This window comes from Lutimaribacter saemankumensis, from assembly GCF_900100005.1.
GTDB classification, from domain to species: Bacteria; Pseudomonadota; Alphaproteobacteria; order Rhodobacterales; family Rhodobacteraceae; genus Lutimaribacter; species Lutimaribacter saemankumensis.
Genome location: NZ_FNEB01000007.1, coordinates 176929 through 197453, shown reverse-complemented (window position 1 = coordinate 197453; position 20525 = coordinate 176929). Strand labels below are relative to the sequence as shown.

At 63.7% G+C, this 20525-nt stretch carries 21 protein-coding genes; 11 read left to right on the top strand and 10 right to left on the bottom strand.

Annotated features, from left to right (window positions below):
- Positions 1-12 precede the first annotated feature (12 nt).
- Positions 13-660, top strand: a complete 648-nt coding sequence (locus BLT50_RS14115; RefSeq protein ID WP_090029350.1) for a GntR family transcriptional regulator — start codon at positions 13-15, stop codon at positions 658-660.
- Here BLT50_RS14115 and lpxK read toward each other — a convergent pair.
- From lpxK to BLT50_RS14090, 5 genes are all read right to left on the bottom strand, one after another.
- Positions 657-1646, bottom strand: a complete 990-nt coding sequence (lpxK, locus tag BLT50_RS14110; RefSeq protein ID WP_175491483.1) for a tetraacyldisaccharide 4'-kinase — start codon at positions 1644-1646, stop codon at positions 657-659. The two genes, BLT50_RS14115 and lpxK, sit on opposite strands and share 4 nt — an antisense overlap.
- On the bottom strand, positions 1646-2923 hold the full coding sequence (locus BLT50_RS14105; protein WP_090029348.1) for a 3-deoxy-D-manno-octulosonic acid transferase: 1278 nt from the start codon (positions 2921-2923) through the stop codon (positions 1646-1648). Before BLT50_RS14105 ends, lpxK begins: the two co-directional genes overlap by 1 nt.
- A gap of 104 nt (positions 2924-3027) precedes the next feature.
- Complete coding sequence (locus BLT50_RS14100; protein WP_090029347.1) at positions 3028-3813, bottom strand: inositol monophosphatase family protein; 786 nt, start codon at positions 3811-3813, stop codon at positions 3028-3030.
- Positions 3800-5146, bottom strand: coding sequence for a TldD/PmbA family protein (locus BLT50_RS14095; RefSeq protein ID WP_090029346.1), 1347 nt, complete (start codon positions 5144-5146; stop codon positions 3800-3802). The genes BLT50_RS14100 and BLT50_RS14095 overlap by 14 nt, the downstream gene beginning before the upstream one ends.
- 118 nt (positions 5147-5264) lie before the next feature.
- Positions 5265-6728 (bottom strand): DUF2125 domain-containing protein, encoded by a 1464-nt coding sequence (locus tag BLT50_RS14090; protein WP_175491482.1) that lies wholly within the window; start codon positions 6726-6728, stop codon positions 5265-5267.
- Between the two features lie 176 nt (positions 6729-6904).
- On the opposite strand from BLT50_RS14090, the gene BLT50_RS14085 reads away from it, so the two are divergent.
- Complete coding sequence (locus BLT50_RS14085; protein WP_090029344.1) at positions 6905-7660, top strand: SDR family oxidoreductase; 756 nt, start codon at positions 6905-6907, stop codon at positions 7658-7660.
- Entirely contained in the window at positions 7657-8271 is a 615-nt protein-coding gene (locus BLT50_RS14080) for an enoyl-CoA hydratase/isomerase family protein (RefSeq protein ID WP_090029343.1), read from the top strand. Before BLT50_RS14085 ends, BLT50_RS14080 begins: the two co-directional genes overlap by 4 nt.
- A gap of 1 nt (position 8272) precedes the next feature.
- On the opposite strand, the gene BLT50_RS14075 is transcribed toward BLT50_RS14080, so the two are convergent.
- Positions 8273-8596, bottom strand: coding sequence for an HNH endonuclease (locus tag BLT50_RS14075; RefSeq protein WP_090029342.1), 324 nt, complete (start codon positions 8594-8596; stop codon positions 8273-8275).
- Between the two features lie 50 nt (positions 8597-8646).
- On the opposite strand from BLT50_RS14075, the gene BLT50_RS14070 reads away from it, so the two are divergent.
- Positions 8647-9993, top strand: a complete 1347-nt coding sequence (locus tag BLT50_RS14070) for a mechanosensitive ion channel family protein (RefSeq protein ID WP_090029341.1) — start codon at positions 8647-8649, stop codon at positions 9991-9993.
- Positions 9990-11153, top strand: a complete 1164-nt coding sequence (locus BLT50_RS14065) for a TIGR03862 family flavoprotein (RefSeq protein ID WP_090029340.1) — start codon at positions 9990-9992, stop codon at positions 11151-11153. Before BLT50_RS14070 ends, BLT50_RS14065 begins: the two co-directional genes overlap by 4 nt.
- Positions 11154-11256: 103 nt before the next feature.
- Here the strand turns inward: BLT50_RS14065 and BLT50_RS14060 are convergent, their stop codons facing one another.
- Both BLT50_RS14060 and BLT50_RS14055 read right to left on the bottom strand, forming a co-directional pair.
- Positions 11257-11841, bottom strand: coding sequence for a glutathione S-transferase family protein (locus BLT50_RS14060; protein WP_090029339.1), 585 nt, complete (start codon positions 11839-11841; stop codon positions 11257-11259).
- 86 nt (positions 11842-11927) lie between these two features.
- Positions 11928-13148: an FAD-dependent monooxygenase gene (locus BLT50_RS14055; RefSeq protein WP_090029338.1), complete on the bottom strand. Its 1221-nt coding sequence runs from the start codon at positions 13146-13148 to the stop codon at positions 11928-11930.
- A gap of 87 nt (positions 13149-13235) precedes the next feature.
- Here BLT50_RS14055 and BLT50_RS14050 point away from each other — a divergent pair, with 87 nt between their 5' ends.
- The 5 genes from BLT50_RS14050 (at position 13236) to BLT50_RS14030 (ending at position 17853) form a co-directional block, all read left to right on the top strand.
- Positions 13236-14564 carry an amidase gene (locus BLT50_RS14050; RefSeq protein ID WP_090029337.1) on the top strand — a complete coding sequence of 443 codons (1329 nt, stop codon included), beginning with the start codon at positions 13236-13238 and terminating at the stop codon, positions 14562-14564.
- Positions 14565-14666: 102 nt separating this feature from the next.
- Positions 14667-15857, top strand: a complete 1191-nt coding sequence (gene rlmN / locus BLT50_RS14045; RefSeq protein WP_090029336.1) for a dual-specificity RNA methyltransferase RlmN — start codon at positions 14667-14669, stop codon at positions 15855-15857.
- 5 nt (positions 15858-15862) lie between these two features.
- The gene (locus BLT50_RS14040) at positions 15863-16813 is read left to right on the top strand and encodes an amidoligase family protein (RefSeq protein WP_090029335.1); all 951 of its coding nucleotides are present in this window, start codon (positions 15863-15865) and stop codon (positions 16811-16813) included.
- Complete coding sequence (locus tag BLT50_RS14035) at positions 16810-17529, top strand: gamma-glutamyl-gamma-aminobutyrate hydrolase family protein (RefSeq protein ID WP_090029334.1); 720 nt, start codon at positions 16810-16812, stop codon at positions 17527-17529. Before BLT50_RS14040 ends, BLT50_RS14035 begins: the two co-directional genes overlap by 4 nt.
- A gap of 114 nt (positions 17530-17643) precedes the next feature.
- Positions 17644-17853: a hypothetical protein gene (locus BLT50_RS14030; RefSeq protein WP_090029333.1), complete on the top strand. Its 210-nt coding sequence runs from the start codon at positions 17644-17646 to the stop codon at positions 17851-17853.
- Here BLT50_RS14030 and BLT50_RS14025 read toward each other — a convergent pair.
- Together BLT50_RS14025 and BLT50_RS14020 are read right to left on the bottom strand one after the other, a co-directional pair.
- Positions 17850-18278, bottom strand: coding sequence for an META domain-containing protein (locus tag BLT50_RS14025; protein WP_090029332.1), 429 nt, complete (start codon positions 18276-18278; stop codon positions 17850-17852). The genes BLT50_RS14030 and BLT50_RS14025 overlap by 4 nt on opposite strands.
- Before the next feature lie 95 nt (positions 18279-18373).
- Positions 18374-19216 carry an LOG family protein gene (locus BLT50_RS14020; protein ID WP_090029331.1) on the bottom strand — a complete coding sequence of 281 codons (843 nt, stop codon included), beginning with the start codon at positions 19214-19216 and terminating at the stop codon, positions 18374-18376.
- Between the two features lie 81 nt (positions 19217-19297).
- On the opposite strand from BLT50_RS14020, the gene BLT50_RS14015 reads away from it, so the two are divergent.
- Positions 19298-20221: a threonine/serine dehydratase gene (locus tag BLT50_RS14015; protein WP_090029330.1), complete on the top strand. Its 924-nt coding sequence runs from the start codon at positions 19298-19300 to the stop codon at positions 20219-20221.
- Positions 20222-20525: the final 304 nt, after the last annotated feature.

The window sequence follows — 20525 nt, the reverse complement described above, 5'->3', positions numbered from 1 at the left end:
CACAGATAGACCATGCTGATGAACACCCGCCCCGATCCGGCTCCTGCCGCCCATGACCGCGTTTATCGCGGGCTGCGGACCCGCATCATGCATGGCGAGATGGCACCGGGCCAGGCATTAACGCTCCGCGGCATCGGTACCGAATTCGGCGTATCGATGACGCCCGCCCGCGAAGCGGTTCGCAGGCTGGTCGCCGAAGGGGCGTTGACCCTGTCCAGCTCCGGCCGTGTTTCGACACCGGAATTGAGCAACGACCGGATCGAGGAGCTTGCAGCGCTGCGATCGCTGATCGAAGTCGAACTGGCCAGCCGCGCTTTGCCGCGCGCACACATGGCGCTGATCGAACGGATGACGGCGATCAATGGCACCGTATCCGAAATGATCGCGAAACAGGATGCCGTGGGCTACATCCGCACCAATCTTGAATTTCATCGTGCGCTCTATCTTCGCGCGCAGGCGCCGGCGATGCTGGCGATGGCGGAAACCGTCTGGCTTCAGCTTGGGCCGACGATGCGGGCGCTGTACGGACGTCTTCGCCAGAAGGAACCGCCGCACAATCACCGTCTGATCCTGTCTGCCCTCAAGGCCGGGGATGAGCCGGGCCTACGGCTTGCGGTGCGGTCGGATGTGACGCAGGGTCTGCGGATGCTCGCGCGCTAGAACAGCTTTGCCAGCGCTGCACGCAACGGCGCATCGTCCGAGAATCCAAGCCGCACCGGCAGGGTGATCACCTTCATGCGGAAGTCAGCAGGCAGACGCACCGCGTCCTTTTCGGTGGTTACCAGCTGTGCCCCCCTGACTTTCGCCTCGTTTTCCAGCCGGGTCATCAGGGTGCGCGTCAGCGGCTGGTGATCCTCCAGCGCCTCGGCCCGGACAAGCGTTGCGCCCAGACCGCGCAAGGTGGCGAAAAACTTTTCGGGATGACCGATACCGGCGAAGGCCAGGAAAGGTGTATCGGACCAGTCCATGCCTGTGTGCAGTGGCTCCAGCGTGCCGCGCAGATGCGGGATGTGGATCGCGTGCCCCCAAAGCGCATCGAACTGCGCTTGCGCATCGTCCCCGCCGATCGACAAAAGGACATCGGCCCTTGCCAGGCCGGTGTCGACCGGTTCGCGCAATGGCCCGGCCGGAAGGCACCTCCCGTTTCCGAACCCCTTGGCGGCATCGACCACGACGAGTTTGAGATCCTGAACAATCGACGGGTTCTGGAACCCGTCGTCCAGCACGATGGCTTGCGCACCCGCCTCCTGCGCGGCCCGCGCACCTGCTGCACGATCCCGCGCGACCCAGACGCGCGCGAATGCCGCAAGCAACAAGGGCTCGTCGCCCACATGTTTTGCGCTGTGCCGCGATGGATCGACCTCGATTGGGCCTTCGAGCGATCCACCGTATCCCCGCGATACGACGTGCGGTTCTATATGCAGGTCGCGCAGCATCTCGATCACCGCGATCACGGTCGGTGTCTTTCCGGTTCCGCCCGCGTTGATGTTTCCGACGCAGATCACCGGGACATCCATCCGTGCGCCGGCCCCTTTCGCCAGACGCCGTGCAGTGGCGTGTGCATAAAGCCTGCCAAGCGGCGAAAGCACCCTTGCCTGTATCGCCGGCCGGTCAGGAGCAGTGAACCAAAATCCTGGCGCGCGCATCATCCCTCGGCCTCCACAAGATCGAGCGTGTCCTCGATCAGCGCCAAAAGGCGGTCCGTCACCTCGGCCCCGTCCGAAATCACTTCCCATGCGGCGTGGGCCATTTGCGCCGCCCGGTCCGGCGCGATCAACTGCGATACCGCCGCGCCAAGCGTCGCAGCATCCTTGACGATACGCGCCGCCCCTGCCGCGGCAAGCCGGGAGTAGGCGCCGAGGTGGCGGCTGACATTCGGGCCATAAAGGATGGCGGAACCAAGCGCGGCCGACTCATAAGGGTCACGACCGCCCGCACCGGGGATCACCGAGCTTCCGATGAAACTCACCGGGGCGATCCGATACCAAAGCCCCAATTCTTCAACACCATCGGCCAGCAGGATCTGCGTTGTCTCGCCTGGTGTTTCACCCTTGGCCCAGCGCGCAACACGCCATCCCTCCTGATCCAGGGCAGCGGCAAAACCGGGTTCCTGTTCGGCATCGTCCGGCACGATCACCAGCAACAGCCTGTGGGCAAACCCCAGCGCCGCGCGGTGCGCTTCGGTGACAATCGGCAGTTCGTCGGCCTGGATGCGCGCGGCCAGCCAGACCGGCCGACCACCCAGCGCACTGCTCAGGTTTTCGCACGCGGCATCGTCACAGGGCAGTGCGGCACCGCCTTCCTGCAATGCGCCCGAAACCACGATATCATCTGGCGACACGCCCAGCCGGGTCAGCCTGTTGCGCACGGCCCCGTCACAGGCAAAGACCATGTCGAACACACCCAAGGTGCGCCGGACGAGATCCGGCAGCCAACGAAGGCTTCGGAATTCAAGCGCGTCGTCCCGCGTGTTCGCCAGAAACATGGCGACGCCCCGATCCGAGGCCGCGTGGATCAGCGCGGGGCGCAGGTGACCGCGCGTCCAGATGCAAATGTCCGGCAGCCAGTGTTCCAGAAAGTTCAGAATTGCATCCCGATTTTCGGCAGGAACGGGTTCGACACGATAGTGCATGCCGATTTCGTCAGGCAACGAGACTTCTGACAAATGCGTCACGAGAAACTGAACTTCCGGTCGGGCCTGGCGCAAACGCTCGAACAATCGCGCCAGGGATCTGGCATCCGAAGCAGAGGTTGCATGCCCCCAGACCAGCGGGCCGGACCCACGCGCCTGTACGGGCCTGTATGGTTCGGCCTTTCGCCGCGCGCTCAGCGCAAGATAGGCTGCAAGCCCCAGCGATCTTGCCATCACCGTCCATCCCTTTCCGCGCACTTCGGGATGCGCGTCACCGTATCGATCAAGCATGTCCTGCACTGACCACGGAACATATCGGGATCACTCCTTACTTGCGTCATATGCAGGGTAGGCGTTGCGTTCGGGTCATACAATGGACGGACGGATGCCGCATATCACGCCGGCCACTTCGCCAACTTATCCTGAAGTTGGCGGTGTAGCGCGGGGCCGGCGGCGACGACGCCGTTGACCTGCGGGTGGGCATTGTTGAACCGCAACCGCTCGCCCGTACGATCCGTCACTTCCGCGCCGGCCTCGGAAAGGATCAGGGCGCCGGCTGCAATGTCCCATTCCCAACTGGGGCGCAGGGTCAACATCGCGTCAAAGCGGCCTTCGGCGACCAGAGCAAGGCGGTAGGCCAGCGAAGGCCGGTATGTGCGATGCACATCGGGAACCGGGCCGCGCCAGTTGCTTGCATCGTAGTTCGGCTTTGCCGCAACGATGCTCGCCCCCGACAGCCGGGTCCGCCGCGATGCCCGGATCGGCTGGCCGTTCAGAAACGCACCATGCCCGAGCGCCGCCGAATAAAGCTTTTGTTTCACCGGCAGGAAAATAGCGGCAGCCACGGCACGTCCGCGTTCGACCACGGCGAGCGAATGCGCCCAAGACCCCGACCCTTCGATGAAGCTGCGCGTTCCGTCGATCGGATCGACGATAAAGGTGCGCTCGGTTTGCATCCGGGACGGGGTGTCCTCGGACTCTTCGGACAACCAGCCATAGTCCGGGCGCGCCTTGCGCAAGACATCATACAGTTTTGCGTTGACCGCGTGGTCGGCGTCCGTAACAGGCCCTGCGCCACCAGGCTTGTGTTCGACATCGAGATCTTGGCCGACATACCCAAGCGCCACCTCACCGGCGGCACGGGCAGCCTCGACCAGAAGTTCCATATCATGCGCCGGCAAGGGTCATCCCTTCGACCAGCAAGGACGGAACGACGCGCGACAGCCAGGGACGGGCATCATTTGCGGGAACGATCGACATCAGCATGTCGCGCAGATTTCCTGCAACGGTGCATTCATTCACGGGATAGGCGATCTCGCCGTTCTCTACCCAGAACCCGCTGGCCCCGCGCGAATAGTCGCCTGTGTTGGGGTTGATGGTCGATCCGATCATCGACGTGATCAGCAGCCCGGTGCCCATGTCGCGCAACAAGTCTTCGTGCGTTCTGTCGCCTTGCGTCAGCGCGACATTCCAGGTGCTTGGACTGGGCGGCGAGGAGGTGCCGCGCGCGGCGTTGCCGGTCGAGGGCATGCCCAGTTTGCGCCCGGTCGCGAGGTCCAGTGTCCAACCTGTCAGAACTCCGTTTTCCACGATGGCGCGGCGGCGCGTCGGCAGACCCTCGGCATCGAAGGGACGCGAGGCTGTCGCGCGCGGGCGATGCGGATCTTCGATCAGCGACAGGTGCGCGGGAAGAACCTGCTGGCCCAGCGCATCGCGCAACCAGGATGCGCCGCGCGCGATCGACGCCCCGTTCGACGCAGACAGAAGATGCCCGATCAGAGAGGCTGAAATACGCTCGTCATACATGACCGGATACCGGCCTGTCGGCGGTTTGCGCGCGCCCAGGGCGGCCACGGCGCGTTCGCCCGCGATACGCCCGATTTCTTCGGCGCTGCGGAGATCGTCCTGAAAGATCCGGCTGTCGCCGTCATGGTCGCGTTCCATACCGGTTCCGGTGCCGGCGATGGCAACGGCCGAGAGGCTGCGCTGGGTGCGGGTGTAGCCGTTGGAAAACCCGTTCGTGGCGGCCAGCCAAACATCCGTTCGACCATATCCGGCGTGGGCGCCCTGCACCTGCGTCACCCCATTGACGGCCATCGCCGCCGCTTCGGCTGTCAGCGCATCGTCCCTCAGTGTCTCGGGCGCAGGCTCGGGTGCCGGGTCCGCCAGCTCCAACGCCGCGATGTCGGGATCACGGACCAGCTGTTCGGGATCGGCCAGCCCCGCATAGGGGTCGGCCGGCGCCTCTCGGGCCATTGCGACCGCGCGTTCGGCCATTTCGGCAAGGGTTTCCGGCCGCGTGTCCGACGCCGAAACGTTTGCCTGCCTCTGACCGACGAAAACCCGCAGTCCGATGTCGGCGCCTTCTGACCGTTCCGCCTGTTCGAGTGCGCCCGCGCGCACGTCGATCGATACCGAAGTACCTGCAAGGGCGATGGTATCCGCCGCATCGGCCCCTGCGCGTTTCGCCGCCGCCAGAAGATCATCGCAAAGAACCCGCAAACTTTCGGACATGCCGTTTTTCTTTCCAAGTCAGAACTGGCTATCAGGTAGAGCCCGAAAGCCCGATGCACAAGACCATGAAAAAACGGGCCGCCGGCTCCGACAGCCCGTTTTCCGAAATGTCAGGCGTTCAGCGCAGGCGTTGGCCGTTGGCCAGAACATGCCCCTGTTCGTTCACTTCGATCCGAGAGGTAAGCGTGTCTTCCCCCTCGCCCGGAACGGCGAAAAGCCCCATCATCATGCGTACGCCCGTCGCCTGTTCCTGCGGGACGAACCCCATGGCAACCAGCGTGTCGAGCAGCGTGTTACCTCCGACCAGTTTCAGGTTCAGCGCGCCTTCGGGACGCGGCATGCCATCGAATGTGCTGGTGTCGGAGTTGTCGAAAGTGAAATCTCCGGCGCCCGTCAACTCGGCCCCGGCAAGACGCAGCACCAGATCGCCAATCGTCAGGGTGCGCAGTTCGCCCGGTGCTTCGGCGCTCTCCATCGCCTCCGGATCCATGATCGGCGCGTCCAGCCTGGCGGTGCCCGTCAGATCGACCGCGATTGTGGCCGGATCGCGCGGCAGTTGACCGGCGGGATCGAACATCGACCAGATCATGTCAGACATGACGAAATCGCCAAGTTTGATAGCCAGGGCGAAATCCTGCGGATCTTCGCTCGGCGTTACCGGCATCTCGAATTTAAGCTGGCTGTCCGCCATGGCCATCTCGACCGGGAAAGGCAGGTCCGAGGACGTGACATTCAGCGTTACGTCGTTCGACCCGACGGTATATCCAAGCTGTCCGGCATCCATGCGCACACCCAGCGAACCCGACTTCGAAACGACGGTGCCGGACACGGTGGACGCGTCTTCGTCAAAGCTGAATTCGGTCGTGCTGCCCGAATGGGTGAAATTGCCTTCGACGCCGAACCCGGATTCCAGCATGGCATTCATGTCGTTGGTGTCGACGGCTTCGGTCGGCGTGGTCGCGGTTCCCGCAAACTCGATCGCCGAAACTGCGCCCTTCATCACCAGGCGCCCGCTTCCGCCTTCGGGGTCGGCCATGTCGATGTCGTATCCCATCGACCCGGCCCGCATTGTTTGCTCTGTACGCCGCAGGTCGGTGACCTTGGAGTTGCTCTGCCCTTCGAGATTGCGCATTTCGACACGCGCGACAGCCACATCGACCGGCTTGCCGTCGACCATCAGGTTCTTGAACGCCATCTGCATGTCGGTGGCGCTGTAGTTGTAAACCATGTCACCCGGCGAACCGGACACCAGCATCACGAAGTCATTCTGGACAACGTCGATTTCACCACTGGAGTCACCCTCGCCCTCAACATCCACGTTGTAGGTCGTGGTCGACATGTTGGGCATGGTCATTTCAACCGAACCATCGCCGGTTTCCGAAAAGCTGAGTTCGGGAACCGTAACGCGCGCCGTGCCGGCGCCTTCGGGCATTTCCATGACCATGGTGACATTGGATACGGTCAGGCCATCGCCGGTTTGGGTTTCATCGGCCGTGATCTCATAGCCGAACCCCTGAAGATAGCTTTTGAAATCGCCCCAGACCTGCCCCGCCGTCACGTCTGCCAGTGCGGTTGTCCCCATGCACAGGCCCGCAACCGTGGCAGCCCCTCTAAAATACCTTGCAAATGTCATTGCCATCCCTTTCAAAAATCCGCCAACAGCTTCTGCCTTCGCTCCGGCGCGGTCAAGGGTCTGCAGGCTGGACCGCGCCGGATGGGCAGTTTACCACAAGACAAAAGCGGGAAGGAGACTGCGTCATGGGCACCCTGTCAGGAAAAACGGCACTCATCACCGGCGCAAGCCGCGGCATCGGCGAGGCCACGGCCCGCCTGTTCGCAGCTGAAGGCGCCAATGTGGTGCTGACGGCACGCGGAATTGACGACATCCGGCGCATCGCGGCCGAGATCGGCCCGCAGGCGCTGGCCGTACCGTGCGATGTTGCGGATTTCGCGCAGGTCGACACGGCGGTTCAGGCGGCGCTGTCCACATTTGGCGGTCTCGATATCCTGATCGGCAATGCCGGCGTTATCGAACCGGTGTCGCACCTCGCCGATGCGGACCCGGAAGGCTGGGGTCGCGCCATCGACATCAACCTAAAGGGTGTGTTTCACGGGATGCGCGCGGCGATGCCCGTGATGCAGTCCGCAGGCGGCGGCACGATCATCACGATCAGTTCGGGCGCGGCACACAGCCCGCTGGAAGGCTGGAGCCACTATTGCAGCTCCAAGGCAGGCGCTGCCATGCTGACCCGCTGCGCCGACATGGAAGGTCGCGACAAGGGGCTGCGCATCATGGGCCTTTCACCCGGCACCGTGGCCACCCAGATGCAGCGCGAAATCAAGGCGACCGGCATCAACCCGGTCAGTCAGCTTGACTGGTCCGACCACATCCCGCCCGAATGGCCCGCGCAGTGCCTGCTTTGGATGTGTACCCCCGACGCCGACGACTGGTTGGGGCAAGAGATATCGCTGCGTGACGAAAGCATCCGCAAAAGACTGGGACTGAGCCGATGATCGAACTGGAAAAAGACGGCGATCTTTGGATCGTGACCCTGAACCGGCCGGACAAGGCCAATTCGCTGACGCCTGAGATGCTCGAGCACCTATGCGAGATCGCGGAAAGCGCGGGCGAGGCGCGCGCGCTGATCCTGACCGGGAAAGGCAAGGTTTTCAGCGCCGGTGCCGATCTGGATGCAGCCAAGGCCGGACTTGCGGCCTCGCCCCTGTGGGAAAGGCTTTCGACGGCCATTGCCGCGCTGCCGGGACTGACCATCGCCGCAATGAACGGGACACTTGCCGGCGGCTCGAACGGGATGGCGCTAGCCTGCGACCTGCGGATCGCGGTGCCGGGGGCAAAGTTCTTTTACCCGGTGATGAAGCTGGGCTACCTGCCGCAACCCTCCGATCCCGGCCGGCTGGCTGCGCTGGTGGGACCCGCGCGGGCAAAGCTGATCCTCATGGGCGGCCAAAAGATCACGACGGACGAGGCCTATGCCTTTGGCCTGATCGACCGGATCGTGGCCCCCGAAGAGCTGCTGCAAACAGCCCGCGACCTGGCCGCCGACACGCTTTCCGCACGGCCCGAGATCGCCCGCGCGATCAAGGACATGTGCCGCACAGGATAGCCTATCGCTTGCGCCGTCCGCCGTTTGTCTTCGAAAGGAAACCCGGCGGGCGCTTGGCGACCCAGGCAATGAATTTTGCCAGGCGGGGATGGGCACGCAGCGCCTCGGGCGAGTTGAACTCACGCGCGAGTTCGGTCTCGGTCAGGGTGGCGTGAATTTCCTTGTGGCAGATGTGATGCAGCAAAACGGTCGGCCCACCCTTACCGCCCTTCAGCTTTGGAACGAGGTGGTGCAGCGATTGCGGCACGTCGGGTGGAATTTCCCGTCCGCAAAGCGCGCAAATCGGTCCGACCGCCCCGGCTGCCTCTTGTGTCGCAATGCCCATCGGGGCAAGAGAATGGGCTAAACTGCACGATTGGCAAGGGGTATCGGGTGATGAACTGGCTGGATCAGGACTGGCTGCAAACGCAGCCTCCCGTCGTGCAGCAGGCTGCGGGTTATGCGCAGCAAGGCTTGGATCTGGCGCGCGACTGGCTGATCAGCCCCGCCGCATGGTCGCAATTCGCATTGATCGTCGTGGCCTATGTGGCCGCGTTTTTCCTGGCCCGCCGTTTGCGCCCGATACTCACGCATTTGCTGACACCCGCGCCTGAGCAGTCAACGCCTCTGGCCAGGGTGCGGCGGCTGGTTCTGACGTTCCTGCCACTCATGGTGCCCCTTCTGGCCTATGTGCTGGCAGGCGCCGGCGAAACCGTCACGCGGTCCGTTTTCGGATCAGGGGCGGTCATCGCTTTTGGCAAACGGATCTTTCTGTTCCTCGCGATCCGCGCCTTCGCACGTGACATCCTGACCGACCCGCTGCTGCGGCTGTTGGGCAAGTTCGTTCTGATCCCGGTCGGCGCGGTCTATGCCCTGGGGCTGCTGGACGAGGTCACCGGCTGGTTGCGCGGCACCGTAGTCCCGCTGGGCGATCTGTCTTTCGACCTACTTTGGCTGATCCAGTTCATCGTCGTGGGTGGCGTCATCTTCTGGCTGGGACGCTGGTCGAACGACCAGACCGGCGAGTTCATCAAGAAACAGGAAGAGATGCGGCCCGCCACCCGGCAACTGGCGGAAAAGACGGCCGAGATCGCGATCTTCGGTGCTGCCTTTCTGATCCTGATGAACATCATGGGGATTTCGCTGACTTCGCTTGCCGTGCTGGGCGGCGCGATCGGCGTCGGGCTTGGCTTCGGCCTGCAGAAAATCGCGTCGAACTTCATCTCGGGCGTCATTCTGCTGCTGGAAGGGCAGGCGACGGTCGGCGACTATGTCGAACTGGACGGCGGCGAGGCTGGCACAATCGTCAAGATGACGGCGCGCGCCGCGATCCTGGAAACCTTCGACGGCCGCTGGATCGTTGTCCCGAACGAGGATTTCATCGTCACCCGCGTGGTCAACTATTCCGACGCCGGCAGCGCGAACCGCTACGAGGCACCGTTCAGCGTGTCCTACGACACCGATATCAACACCGTGCCCGACATCATTGAAAAGGCGGTGTCCGCCCTGCCCTTCGTTCTTCAGAATCCCGAAGGCCCCGACTGCGAGCTGCGCGGTTTCGGCGACTCGGGCGTCGATTTCTGCTGCGAATTCTGGGTCAACGGAATCGACGACGGGCGCAACAAGTATACCAGCCAGGTTCTGTTCGCGATCTGGAACGCGCTCAGGGACAATGGCATCGAAATCCCCTATCCGCATCGCGTGGTCGAAATCAAAGGCGCGGCGCCAGTCGACGCGGCATGACCGATGCGCTGGTCATAGGGGCCGGCCCCGCCGGGCTGATGGCCGCCGAAGCTCTGGCAAGGGCAGGCCGCAAGGTCACGATCGCCGAGGCAATGCCCTCCCCGGCCCGCAAATTCCTGATGGCGGGAAAATCGGGCCTGAACCTGACCAAGGACGAACCGTTCGACACCTTCCTTGCGGCCTATGGCAAGGCGGCCCCTCTGCTTGAACCGATGATCGCGGCCTTCGGCCCGGCCGAGGTGCAGGCCTGGGCCAGCGGCCTGGGGCAGGCGCTCTTCACCGGCTCGACGGGCCGCGTCTTTCCGACCGCCATTAAGGCATCGCCGCTCTTGCGCGCATGGATGGCGCGACTGGGGGACTTGGGCGTGACCCTGCAACGCCGCTGGCGCTGGACCGGGTGGGACGGCGACGCCGTGACCTTCGATACACCCGAGGGCCCGCGCGCGGTGACGCCCGCCGTCACCGTTCTGGCCTGTGGCGGGGCCAGCTGGGCGCGCCTCGGCTCGGATGGCGCCTGGGCCGGCTGGACGCCCGGCACCGTGCCGTTCCAACCGTCGAACGCCGCGATTGCCGTACCGTGGACGGATCACATGACCGCACATTTCGGCGCACCTCTGAAATCGGTCGAATGGCGTGCCGGCACCCTCGCTTCGCGGGGCGAGGCGGTGATCTCGGCGCGCGGACTGGAAGGCGGCGGGCTGTATTCCCTGACCCCCGCGCTGCGCGAAGGCGCGCCCCTGTCCGTCGATCTTGTTCCCGATCTTTCCCTTGAAAAGCTTTCGGCGCGCCTGCCTAAAACCGCGAAAAAGGGGGTGTCGCACTGGCTCAAGAATGGGCTGAAACTTCCACCAGCCAAGATCGCGCTGTTCTTCGAGATGACGAAAGGCGCAGGCCCCCTGCCGCAAACGGAGTGGGTGCAAAACGTGAAATCCCTGCCCATCCGCAACGCCACGCTGCGCCCGATGGACGAGGCGATTTCGACGGCTGGCGGGCTAAGTTTCGATGCTCTGGACGAAGGCCTGATGCTGCGCGGACGCCCCGGGACGTTCGCCGCCGGCGAAATGCTGGACTGGGAGGCCCCGACAGGCGGCTATCTGCTGACCGCGTGTTTCGCAACGGGCCTGTGGGCCGGAAAACACGCGGCGCAATACAGCCCCTGATCTTTCTCTTTCCGAAAATATCCCGGGGGTGAATGGGCCGCAGGCCCAGAGGGGGCAGCGCCCCCTGCCCGGGCGACGCGGGCAAAGCCCGCGGCGCAATCCCCTAGCGGCTTGCAGCGCGCTTGAACGCGTCGCGCCCGCGCATTGCCTTGCCGTAGGCAAGCAGGCGCTCGTCATCGAGCGGGAACTTGGCGGAATAGGCCCAGTTCAGGCAATGCGCGGCGACGATATCGGCGATCGTCATGGTCTCGCCCATCAGGAACGGCCCTTCGATGCGATCGGCCAGACGCTTGGCGTTCCGTTCGAATTCCCAACGCAGCGACTCCTTAATTTCAGGCAGCCGCCGTTCCTCGGGCAGCACGAAAGTGTGCCTTGCAGCGGTCCACAGAACCGCGTCGATTTCATCGAGGATCATGTGCAAAAGCCCGTCCTGACGCGCCCGCGCGATGGTGCCCGCCGGATGCGTCAGCGCCCCGTGCTTGTCCGCCAGGTAGGTGATGATCGCCGTCGAATCCGTCAGAACGTCGTCATCCACGCGCAATGCGGGGATCTTGCCCGACGGGTTGGCGGCCATCGCTTCGGGCGAATGCGGCTTGCACTCGATATGATCGTAGTTCTGGCCCAGTTCTTCCAGCGTCCACATGACGCGAAAGGCACGGCTCTGTACGCCACCTACAACCTGATACATGGTGTTCCCCTTTCTGTTCGCTTTGCGCGCAGCAAAGCGCAGATAAGGGGCAAATGCCAGAGGGCTCGGTGTGACGCAGCGTCAGATCAGCCGCGCATGAGATCGGGCAGATCGCCGGTCAGCCCGGCGGCCTCACGGATCAGACCACGGCGCAAGCCCGGCATGGCATTTACAGCCCCCATTCCCAGGTCGCGGGCAAAGCGCAACAGCGGGTTGTCGTTCGAAAACAGCCGGTTTGTCAGGTCGGTCGTCATCGCCAGTGTTGCAGTGTCGAACCGCCGCCACCCCTGGTAACGGTCCAAAACCGGAGAGGTTCCGATATCCTCGCCCCGTTGGCGCGCTTCGGATAGAACCTGGGCCAGCGCGGCGACATCCCGAAAGCCCGCGTTCAATCCCTGCCCCGCAATCGGATGCATGCCATGCGCCGCGTCCCCGATCAGGGCCAGCCGGTCACCGGCAAAGCTGTTCGCGACGGTCAGGTTCAGCGGATAGGAAAACCGCTTTCCGGCCAGCGCGATCTCGCCCAGGAAATCCCCGAAACGCGGGCGCAGCACCTCGAGGAAACCGGCATCGTCCAGCGCCATGAACCGCGCGGCGGTTTCGTGTGTTTCCGACCAGACGATCGACGACCGGTTCCCCGGCAGCGGCAAGATCGCCAAAGGCCCCGGCGGCATGAAGAACTGGTGCGCAACGCCACCGTGGGGCTTTTCATGCTCGATCGCACAGACCAGCGCAGTCTGACCGTAATCCCATCCGGTGCGGCGTATGCCGGCCCGTGCCGCCGTTCCCGATGCGCGGCCATCCGCCCCCACCAACAACTTCGCGGTCAGGGTCCGGCCCGATGCAAGCGTCACGCCGACGCCATGGGCATCCGCCTGTTGCGCGGTGACCGTTTCGCCGTTCAGCACGGTAATCCCGGGGTTTGCGGCCATCGCCTCGATCAGGGCCCGGCGCAGGTACCGGTCTTCCAGCATGTGGCCCATCGGGCCTTCCTCGATCTCGGCATGATCGAAATGCAGGAAAAACGGCGATAGCGGCCCCTCGCCCGCGCGGCCATCGCTAACCTTGATTTCCAGCATGGGCTGGGCGTGTTCGGAAACGGCATCCCATAGCCCCAGCTTGCGCAACATCCGCACGGAACCCAGCGCCAGCGCATAGGCGCGCCCGTCGAAATCGGCATCGGTCAGCGTGGTCTCGGGCTGGGCATCAACGACCGTCGACGACAGCCCTGCCTGCGCCGCGGCCGACGCCAATGCCGGCCCATTCAGGCCACCGCCGACAATCAGGATATCGCTGTCATATGTCATGCCCCAAATATGCGTGTGCAGACGGGATTGTCCATGCGCCCCTCTGCCGCTACCGTCGCGTCAAATCTTGGCAAGCGGGAGTGGGACATGAGCGATTGGCTGAAGATGAGCGCCGCCGATCTGGGGCGTGGTATCGGTGCGGGCGACATCGACCCTTTGGAACTGACACAAAGCTATCTCGATGCAATCGACGGGCATGAATACCGCGACCGCATCTATGCACGCACGATGCCGGATCGCGCCATGGCCGAGGCAGGCGCTGCCCGCGAGCGTGCCAAGCTGGGCCTGCGGCGTTCGCTGCTCGATGGTGTGCCGATCAGCTGGAAAGACCTGTTCGACACCGCCGGCACCGCGACCGAGGCGGGCAGCGCCCTGCTGAAAGGCCGTGTGCCGCAACGCGATGCGCGCGTTCTGCGCAATGCCACCGCGAACGGGCTGGTGTGCCTGGGCAAGACGCACATGACCGAGCTGGCGTTTTCCGGGCTGGGCGTGAATCCGGTGACCGCAACGCCCCCCAACGTGAATGACCCCGCGCTTGCGCCGGGAGGTTCGTCGTCGGGGGCAGCGACATCGGTCGCCTTTGGCCTGGCCGTGGCCGGCATCGGCAGCGACACCGGCGGGTCGGTCCGCGTCCCCGCCGCCTGGAACGATCTTGTCGGCCTGAAAACGACCGCGACGCGGCTATCGCTCGAAGGTGTGGTTCCGCTGGCTGAAAAATTCGACACGGTCGGCCCGCTCTGCCGCACGGTCGAGGATGCCGCCCTGCTGCTGGCAGCAATGGAAGGCGGCCGCGTGGCCGATCTCGACGATACCAGCCTGAAGGGCATGCGCCTTGCCGCGCTGCAGACCAGCGTCATGCAGGATGTGCGCGACACGCCGCTGGCCGCCTATCACGCCGCCGTCGAACGCCTGCGCAAGGCAGGCGCAACGGTCGAAACCGTCGAAGCCCCCGAACTGGCCGAAGCGATGACACTGGCCCCTGTCCTTTATACCGCCGAGGCTTATGGCCGCTGGCGCGAAAAGATCGAAGCGGCCCCCGATCTCATGCATGACCAGGTGCGCGAACGATTCCGGGCAGGCGCGAATTTCTCGGGCCCGGACTATGTCGAAGCATGGATCAAGCTTGAACAATACAGGGCCACCTGGGCTGCGCGCATGGCCGGGTTCGACGCGGTGATGTGTCCGTCGACGCCGAACCTGCCACCCGACGTGAAACGGCTGGAGACCGAACCCGACTATTTCGTCACCGAAAACCTGCTGACGCTGCGCAACACGCGGGCAGGCAATCTGATGGGGCTTTGCGCCGTGACGCTGCCGACCGGCACACCGAGCTGCGGCATCATGCTGATGGGCGCGCCCATGCAAGAGGATCGCATCCTGCGCGTCGCGAAAGCGGCCGAAGACGCGTTGGGTTAGGGCGCCGCACTGGCACCCGGTCATGTCCGCACTACTTGAATCCTTTGTCATACGGTACGATTTCCTGTAGGACGCCGCCCTGATTCAGGAAAACCGCGCGACATGACCGATAAACCGACCGCCCCGATCACGCAGGACGTGATGACCATTCCCCGCAAGCTGCCCGACGGGCCGACGAACATCGTCGGCCTGACGCGCGACCAGCTGCGCGCCGCCCTTATCGACATCGGTACGCCTGAAAAGCAGGCAAAGATGCGGGTCAACCAGATCTGGCAGTGGGTCTATTTCTGGGGCGTTCGCGATTTCGATGCGATGACGAACCTCGCCAAGGATTACCGGGCGAAACTTGCCAGGCATTTCACGATCGAAGTGCCCGAAATCGTCAGCAAGAATGTCAGTCTCGATGGCACCCGCAAGTATCTGGTCCGCATCAACGGCGGCCACGAGGTCGAGGTCGTCTACATCCCTGAAGAAGACCGGGGCACGCTTTGCATCTCGTCGCAGGTGGGCTGCACGCTGACCTGCTCGTTCTGCCACACCGGAACGCAGAAACTTGTGCGCAACCTGACCGCAGGCGAAATCGTGGGTCAGATCATGCTGGCACGCGACGACCTGGGTGAATGGCCCGAACAGGGCGAAGGCATGGGCCAGCGCCCGCGTCTGTTGTCGAACATCGTGCTGATGGGCATGGGCGAACCGCTCTACAATTTCGAAAACGTGCGCGATGCGATGAAGATCGCGATGGATGGTGAGGGCATCAGCCTCAGCCGCCGCCGGATCACGCTGTCGACTTCGGGTGTCGTGCCCGAAATCGCCCGCTGCGCAGAGGAAATCGGCTGCATGCTGGCGGTCAGCTTTCACGCCACCACCGACGAGGTGCGCGACAAGCTGGTGCCGATCAACAAGCGCTGGAATATCGAAACTCTTCTCGGGGCACTGCGCGAGTATCCCAAGGCATCGAACAGCGAGCGGATCACCTTTGAATACGTGATGCTGAAAGGCGTGAACGACACGGACGCCGATGCGCGCCGCCTGATCCAGCTGATCAAGGGCATCCCGGCCAAGATCAACCTGATCCCGTTCAACGAATGGCCGGGCGCACCCTATGAACGTTCGGATTGGGACCGGATCGAAAAATTCGCCGACATCATCTACAAGGCGGGATATGCCAGCCCGATCCGCACACCGCGGGGCGAAGACATCATGGCCGCCTGCGGGCAGCTCAAGTCCGCAACGGAACGCGCCCGAAAGTCGCGCGCCCAGATCGAGGCCGAGGCGGGGCTGCAGAGCTGATACTTATGGACAGCTTCACCCCCCTGCCCAACCCGAATGCCGAGGACGGCAAACCGCGCCTTGTCGGTGTCGAGATCGAGTTCGCCGGCCTGCCCGAAGACCGGGTGGCCAGTATCGTGAAAGAGACTTTGGGCGGGTCTGCCCGGCAGGGTGACGGACCGTTCTGGACAATTGAAGACACCGCGATCGGTGATCTCGAAGTCTATCTCGATACTTCGCTGCGCAAATTCGACCAGAGCGCGCTGCGCGACGAACTGCTGAAGTTGGGACGCGAAGTCATCCCCGTCGAGGTCGTCACCGATCCGATCCGCATGGATCAGATGCCCCATCTTCAGGATCTCGTGGCCGCCTTGCGCCAAGACGGAGCGAAAGGCAGCGGGGCGGGCGTCTTCTTTGGGTTCGGCATCCATTTCAACATCCAGATCGCCTCGGATCGGGTCGGAGACATCCACCGCCCGCTGCTTGCCTACGCCCTGATCGAAGACTGGCTGCGCAGTGCTATGCCGATTGATGAAACCCGTCGCGTACTGCCCTTTACCGATCCATATCCCACGGCTTTCGTCCGTGACCTGATCGATGCAGGGCAGAACATCGAACTGGCCGACCTGATCACGCTTTATCTCGATCACTGCCCATCCCGAAACTTCGGTTTGGACATGTTGCCTATCTTTGCACATTTCGACCCGAAAAAAGTGACCGAGAAGGTCGATGATTCCACATCGGCCCGACCCGCATTTCACTTTCGCTTGCCCGATTGCCGGATCGACGAGGCCGAATGGGGCCTGCCGACCGAATGGGACCGTTGGGTCGCGGTTGAAAAGGTTGCGGCTGACGATGCCCTGCTGACCCGGCTTGGCCAGGAATGGCAGGACGATCACGGCACAGTCACACTGTCCCGGCAAAGCTGGGCGGAACGGTCCGGCGCCATACTCGGGGACGCCGGGATATCGGCATGACCCGTCCAGTTATCGGCGTCACGACGTCCAACCGCTCGGGGTGGCGTGTGTTTCCCCTTGTCGCCTTCAACATATGGCTTGCCGGTGGCCGCGCCGTGCGCTGGGGCGCCGGGCGCGACGCTGAAATCGCGGAGGTGGACGGCGTCATCATCGGTGGCGGCGACGACATTTCGCCCGACCTTTACGGGGGTAAGCTGGTCGCATCGGCCCGGCTCGACCCGGATCGCGATGACCTGGAAAAATGCCTGATCGACAAGGCTTTGAGCCACGGCACACCGGTTCTTGGGATTTGCCGCGGCAGCCAGATGCTCAACGTGGTGCTTGGTGGCACGCTCCACCAGGATGCCTATGGCGTCTATCGCGGCAGCCGTTTCATTCGGACCATTCTGCCGCGCAAAACGGTCCTGATCGAACCGAACACGCGCCTCGCCAGGCTAAGCGGCACGCAGCCGATGCGCGTGAATGCCTTGCATACCCAGGCCGTCGACCATCTGGGTGACGACTTGCGCGTTGCCGCACTGGACGAAGGCGGCATGATCCAGGCGATTGAACGGGTGGTCGATCCCTTTGCCATTGGCGTGCAATGGCACCCGGAACACCTGTTTTATGCCAGGCGACAGCGCGCTTTGTTCCGGGCCCTTGTCGTCGCCGCCAGCGCCCGGCGCGAACATGCGGCACAAATCCCTGCGGTACGGCAGGATACACGCAAGGATTGAAGAAACGTCAACAATCCCGGCCACGCGCCCCGAAATTTCCCCAATCGTGAACAATAAAAGTCACGTTGCCTGTCGACTGTCTCTCTACTGACAGCAATTGAGAGGGTAGAGGACATGGTTGTTGGCAACGAAAAGATCGTCGATCGGGAAATCAGGGAATTCGTCACCGGCGAGCGACAGAAGTGCCTTTCGGATCGCGAATGGCGGCACCGCCTTGCAGGGTATGGCTATGACCTGCGCAAGGAGATCGATTGCTTCAAGCTGGTGACGCTTGGCCGGGGCGTCGAACTTTGCGATCTGCCGCTGGAACGCCCAGCCGCCTAATCTGCCGCAGGTTCCGCCACGATCAGGGCACGCCCTTCGGCATCCGACAGAGTCAGCATGCCCGCATCGTCGACGACGCCGTGCGCCACGTTGTCCATCGCTTCGGCAAATGTCGTTTCAATAGCCATGAGGTCGCCCGCGCAGGCCATTCTGGTCATCGCAAGCGGGCCGATCGTCAGCCGGTCAGATGTCACCTCGTATCCGCCGGTGTATCGGTTGCACGCGCCACGGCCGGAAACGCCCCCGGCGTCATCGAAACGGATCGTCACCCCGGCATCGTTGGCGACAGCCGTTCCGGCCATCTGCGTGACACTCCATTCCCCGCGCAGGGCAGCGGCCTCATGCTGGGCGGCAGCGGCCATCAACGTGGTCGCAAGTACCCCGGCAGACAAAACCGCCGTTATGAAACGTGATCTGACCGACATGGGCGCCTTCCCTACCTGTGCTTCCTGTCACTCAGATAGGAAGCCGGCGACGCCTCTTCACGGGCAATGCGTTCCAGTCGGCACCATTCCGCCCGTCACCTGCCGGGGATGTCCCCACGCGGGCTGGTATCGCCCCACCCTTCGATGATGGAAATCGCCTCGTCCGCGGTTTCGACAAAGCGGAAAAGGTCCAGATCGTCGGGGCTGATGGTGCCTGCGTCCTTCAACGCGTCCCAGTTGATGATCTTTTCCCAGAACGCCCGCCCGAACAGAAGGAAAGGCACACGCCGCATCCGTCCGGTCTGGATCAGGGTGAGGGATTCGAACATTTCGTCCAGCGTGCCGAAGCCGCCCGGGAAAATGCAGATCGCATTGGCGCGCATCAGGAAATGCATCTTGCGGATCGCAAAGTAGTGAAAGTTGAAGCACAAGTCCGGCGTCACGAATTCGTTCGGGGCCTGCTCGTGCGGAAGCACGATGTTCAGGCCGATCGAAATGCCGCCGGCTTCGGCCGCACCGTGGTTGCCCGCCTCCATCACGCCGGGGCCACCACCCGTGCAGATGATGTTCTTGTGCCCGCCCTCTTTCAGCGATGTCTCGGTGATGCGGCGGGCAAAGATACGCGCCTCTTCGTAATAGGACGACAGGTCGGCCAGCGTTTGGGTGCGCGCCTTGTCCTTGTCTTCGGGCTTGGGGATGCGCGCGCCGCCGAACAGTACAACCGTCGATTCAACCCCGTATTCATCAAGCAGCATCTGCGGCTTCAGCAATTCCAGCTGCAGGCGCACAGGGCGCAATTCATCCCGGCACAGGAACTCATCGTCGGCAAACGCCAAACGGTAGGCCGGGGCACGGGTCTGAGGCGTATCCGGTACCTCGGCCGCCGTCGTGCGGTCGGTGCCGGCATCGCGGAACGGGCTGGTGCGGTCGTCTTTCATCACTTGCTAAAATCCTCGGGTTGCGCGTCTGCGCCAGCCCTATAGGGTTTCGCGCAACTTTGCCAGAACAGGGGCCGCCGAATGGATTTGAAATCGGAGATCGCCAAAGCCGCGGAACGCATCGCCGGCCATGTGCGCCGCACGCCCGTCGGGACGCTGGACGGGCTTGGCCTTGCCTACCCCGTCGAGGTCAAGCTGGAACAGATGCAGCACACGGGCAGCTTCAAGGCGCGCGGTGCGTTCAACACGCTGTTGTCCGGCCCGGTGCCCCAAGCCGGGCTTGTCGCGGCCTCGGGCGGCAACCACGGCGCGGCCGTGGCGTATGCCGCGCGGGCATTGGGCCACAATGCCCGCATCTACGTGCCCGAGATCGCCGGGCCTTCGAAAATCGCGCTGATCCGCGACCTTGGCGCCGACCTCGTGGTCGTGCCCGGTGCCTATGCCGAGGCCGCCGACCGCGCCGCGGAATGGCAAGAGACAACAGGAGCCATGCAAATCCACGCCTATGACGCACCCGCCACGGTAACGGGACAGGGAACCTGCATGGCGGAATGGGAAGACCAGGGCTTGCAGGCCGATACCGTCCTGATCGCGGTGGGCGGCGGTGGCCTGATCGGCGGCGCGCTGGCCTGGCTGCAGGGCCGGCGCAAGGTCGTGGCTGTCGAACCGGAACGCGCACCAACCCTGAACGCGGCCCTCGCGGCGGGCAGGCCGGTTCCCGTCGATGTGTCGGGCGTCGCGGCCAACGCGTTGGGGGCCAGGCAGATCGGCAATATCTGTTTCGACCTGGCAAGCAGCCAGGGCATCGAAAGCGCACTTGTCAGCGATGACGCGATCATCGCCGCGCAAGCGACGCTTTGGAAATCCGCGCGCCAACTGGTCGAACCTGCCGGGGCGACCGCGCTGGCGGCCCTTACCTCGGGCGCATATGTACCGCAACCGGACGAGCGCGTTGCCGTGCTGATCTGCGGTGCCAATATCGCGCCGGACCCGCTTGCGAAGTAACCTGGAATGAACCGCGCAGGCGCCAGCCTGCGCAACATGACCCAAGTGACCGTTGCACTCGATCCGATGACGCTCGCGAAACACGGGCTTTGCCTTTCGCGAATCCGGTGGCGGCCTGGCGCTGTTTCGGCTCGATTGCGGGGACAAGGTCGCAAAGGCGTCCGAGCTTGGATTCAGCTACACGCGGTTGATGCGCCGCTTTGGCACACCGATGCCCGGCCACAGTCACGGCTACCTCGTGCGGAACATGCGCTGACCCGCCAGGAGCTGCGGCCAATCCCGCGCATTGCACGCGCGCCCTGCT